The sequence below is a fragment of the Ferruginibacter sp. genome (genome assembly GCF_031430955.1).
GTDB lineage: Bacteria > Bacteroidota > Bacteroidia > Chitinophagales > Chitinophagaceae > Ferruginibacter.
Genome location: NZ_JANPCM010000210.1, coordinates 1 through 3,874, shown reverse-complemented (window position 1 = coordinate 3,874; position 3,874 = coordinate 1). Strand labels below are relative to the sequence as shown.

Annotated in this window: 3 protein-coding genes; 2 read left to right on the top strand and 1 reads right to left on the bottom strand. The window is 36.5% G+C overall.

Annotated elements, in window-relative coordinates; translation table 11 throughout:
• A partial coding sequence (locus tag ACY65O_RS05945) for an AMP-binding enzyme (RefSeq protein WP_462219933.1) occupies positions 1–318 on the top strand: 318 nt, incomplete at its 5' end.
• Between the two features lie 139 nt (positions 319–457).
• Here the strand turns inward: ACY65O_RS05945 and ACY65O_RS05940 are convergent.
• Positions 458–3,391: a M16 family metallopeptidase gene (locus tag ACY65O_RS05940; protein ID WP_462219932.1), complete on the bottom strand. Its 2,934-nt coding sequence runs from the start codon at positions 3,389–3,391 to the stop codon at positions 458–460.
• Positions 3,392–3,506: 115 nt separating this feature from the next.
• Between ACY65O_RS05940 and ACY65O_RS05935 the strand changes: the two genes are divergently transcribed.
• A partial coding sequence (locus ACY65O_RS05935; protein WP_462219931.1) for a hypothetical protein occupies positions 3,507–3,874 on the top strand: 368 nt, incomplete at its 3' end.

Here is a 3,874-nt window from a genome sequence, read left to right as displayed (position 1 = left end):
GTGGTGGAAAGTGCAGTAGTGGGTTATCCGCATGATATAAAAGGCCAGGGCATTTATGCCTATGTAATTTACAACGGCCACCATGGCGATGAAAATTTGCGGCGACAGGATATTTTACAAACTGTAACAAGGGTAATTGGTGCCATTGCCAAGCCCGATAAAATTCAATTTGTAACAGGCTTACCCAAAACAAGAAGTGGAAAAATAATGAGAAGGATTTTAAGAAAGATAGCCGAAGGCGAAATGCAAAATTTGGGAGATACCAGTACATTGTTAGATCCGGGAGTGGTAGAGGAAATTAAGAATGGAAAGGTGTGAGTTTTTTACCGCAGAGAAAAGGAGTTGCTGAGATTTCACTAAAGCTCCTCTGCGTAAACTATATTTCTCTTTTTCTCAGCGATAATTTTAAAAAAAGAGCTCCCGAAAAGGAGCTCTTAAAAAATAACTTATCAATATTTTAATACCCAAAAATCTCCTCCAGACTCAACCTTTTCAACTCTCCATATTTTTTCATTTCATCTTCAGGTAATTTTTTATCAGATGCAACAATACAATAAGTGTATGGCTTGTTGGCAATATATTCAGTATGGAATTTTTTCAATTCGTTGTAGCCAATTTTATCCACCGCAGTGTAAGTTGTTTTACGGATGTCGCTGGTTAAACCTTTTTGCTGTGCAGTAAGATAATTAAAAATAATGCCGTCCTGTGTTATGCGTTCTGTTTCTATATCTTTTTTAATACCGCCACGGGCATAATTAATATTTGCTTCTACATTGGGTAAATCGTTCAGCAATTCATTCATGGCAATAATAGATTCGTTAAATTTATCGGCCTGGCAACCTACATACGCTAATGTATAAAACGGATCTTCCTTTTTATCAGGCTTTGCATAAAATGCAAAAGTAGAATAGGCAAGCGCTTTACTTTCTCTTATAGTTTGAAAAACCAATGCGCCCATTCCACCACCAAAATAATTATTAAAGATGTCGATCACCGGTTCTTTATCTGCACTGTATGGAGCCGTATTTCTTATCCAGCGTATTTCGCTTTGCACCATATTGTAATCGGCAAATAATACCTGGTTTTTATCCTGCGATGCAGTTGCAAATTTCATTTTTTCATCTGCTGCTTTAAATGCTGCCGGTACTGCATGCAGTGTTTTTAATGCTGCAGTTAATGGCACCAGTGGCTGAGGGCCATAATATAAAATTTTATGGCTGTAGCTGTTCATACTGTGCAGTGTATTCACCAATTCTTCTGCAGTAATATTTTTTAACTCTTCGTCACTAAGCGTATAATTAAACGGATTTTTATTGCCATACCTTGCATAAGAAACCAGTCCGCTCATAATGGCTGCTTTGTTTGCTTTAGCATCCGTTCTCGATTTTGCTATTCTTGCCTTTAATGCTTTTAATGCAGTTTCATCGCCTTTGCAATTTTTTAAAACATCTTCAAATAATGTTACTGCTTTATTAAAATTATCCTGTAAACCTTCAATAGTAACAGTTGTAAATTCTGTTCCGGCACTTACAGTAAAGCTGCAGGCAATTTTGTAAAACTCTTTGGTAATATCTTCAGCACTCATTTTATCAGTGCCTAAAAATTGAAGGTACTGTGTAGCCAAACTTAATTTTTTATTATTCCAGGTGCCCATATCAAAGCGGTAACGCAAACGAAAAATACTGTTATCTTTATTTTGAACATACAATATTTCCGCAGGGCCAACTTTTGTTTTTTGTACATCTTTATTATAATCTAACCAAACAGGCTTAACCACAGTTGCAGGCATACTGTTTACCTTGCTTACAAAATCAGATTGTGCATTACGGTTAGTTTCTACCGGTGTAATGGGTGGCTTTTCTACTTTTACAATACTCTTATCTTCTCCTTTGCGTTTGTAAATAAAAACATAATTATCTCCAAAATATTTATTGGCAAATGCCACAATATCTTTCTTGGTTAATTTAGATAACAGGTCGGTATAAGCCACCTGCTCTTTCCAGTCTAATTCAGATGTAAATGCATCCATCAAATCACTTGCTCTTGAGCCATAAGACTCTGTACCCTGTATTTTATTTTTCTTTTGGTTGTTGATGATAGCAGTTATCAGGTTGTCATCAAAATTTCCTTTCTTTAAATTTTCAATTTCTCCCAGCATTAAGGCTTTTACATCTTCTAAACTCTGCCCTTGCGTTGGCCTGCCCTGCATATACAAAATACCATAATCAATTAAAGTAAATGCAGCAGCAGAGGCACCTAATAATTTTTGTTTCTTTACTAAATTTAAATCCATCAAGCCTGCTTTGCCATTGGTTAATATCTGGCCTACTAAATCGGCCAGTAACACATCCTTATCTTTATTACCCGGCAAACGGTAACCCATGGTTACACTTTCAGCATCGGGGCCTACCACTTCTGCAGCAATGGGTGCAGTAATGGGTTGCTCAGGGTTAAAAGTATATTTTACAACAGGCTTGTTTTCCATGTAAGAAAATGTGGCGTCAACTTTTTTAATCATTTCATCGGGGTTAAAATCGCCGCTCATTATTACACCCATATTATTGGGTACATAATATTTATTGAAATACTTTCTTATTTCATTTAAAGATGGATTTTTTAAATGTTCTATAGTACCAATAGTAGTTTGCAAGCCATAATTATGCTTCTTAAATAATTCAGCAAATAATTTTTCATTTACTTTTCTCCCGTCTGCATCAAGGCCCCGATTTTTTTCTTCATACACTGCCTCCAGCTCGGTATGAAAAATTCTTAAGATCGGGTTTCTAAAACGTTCGCCCTGTACTTTTAAATATTTATCAATGGCATTGGCGGGTACGTCATCAGTATAAACCGTTTGTTCAAAAGATGTAAAAGCATTGGTGCCCTGCGCCCCCATCGAACTCATCATTTTATCATACTCATTAGCAATAGCAAATTTTGATGCCACACCGGAAACTGAATCAATGCGGTGGTAAATTTCTTTACGCTTTTCTGCATCGGTTGTGTGATTGTACTCTTCATATAAGGCATCAATTTTATCTAACTCAGGTTTTTCTTTAGCCCAATCTAAGGAACCAAATTTATCGGTGCCTTTAAATAACATGTGTTCCAGGTAGTGAGCAAGACCAGTGTTGGTTGAGGGGTCAGTTTTGCTGCCCGCTTTCGTAGCCACATAACATTGTATGCGTGGGTCTTTGTTGGTAGGGCTCAAAATTACCGTTAAGCCATTTTTCAACGTATAAAACCTGGCTTTTGCCGGGTCGTTGGTTACATATTTATAAGTGTAGCCGCCAGCGGTTACCGTCTTCCACCCGTATTTGCCGGTTTGGGCAAATGCAGTAACGGCAGTTAACAGCAGCACAACAAAAAATACGTTTTTCAGTAATCGCATACAAAATTGTTTTAGTAGTTTAAATTGAGCGGCTAAAGTACAAATTCTAAATATTAAAATAATACCGTTCGCAACATTATTAACTTTACTTTTGAAAAAAATACTGCACTGCTTTATGAAAAGATTTTTAAAGATTTTGTTACGCACCTGTATTGTGCTGTTTGTTTTAATAAATGTAATTGTGGCTTTTCATGCATATAAGTTTACCCATTTTTACAATACTGGCGAAGTGGTGTTAAAAAAACAGGAAGACAAAAGCGGGTGGGATAAAACGAAAGAAATATTATTTGGCATTAATGCAGTAAAACAACAAAATACAATAGCCGATTCGGTTAACGAAAAAGTTATTTTAACCACGGCTGATAAAATAAAGTTAGAAGGCTGGTACACTGCGGTGCACAGCGCCAAAGGAACGGTTTGTATGTTTCATGGGCATGGCGGTAAAAAAAGTGGTATTAATAAAGAGGCCGAAGAGTTTAGAAA

Coding starts and splice junctions, on each gene's coding strand:
- ACY65O_RS05940 (WP_462219932.1), bottom strand. CDS start 3,391: ATGCGATTACTGAAAAACGTATTTTTTGTTGTGCTGCTGTTAACTGCC.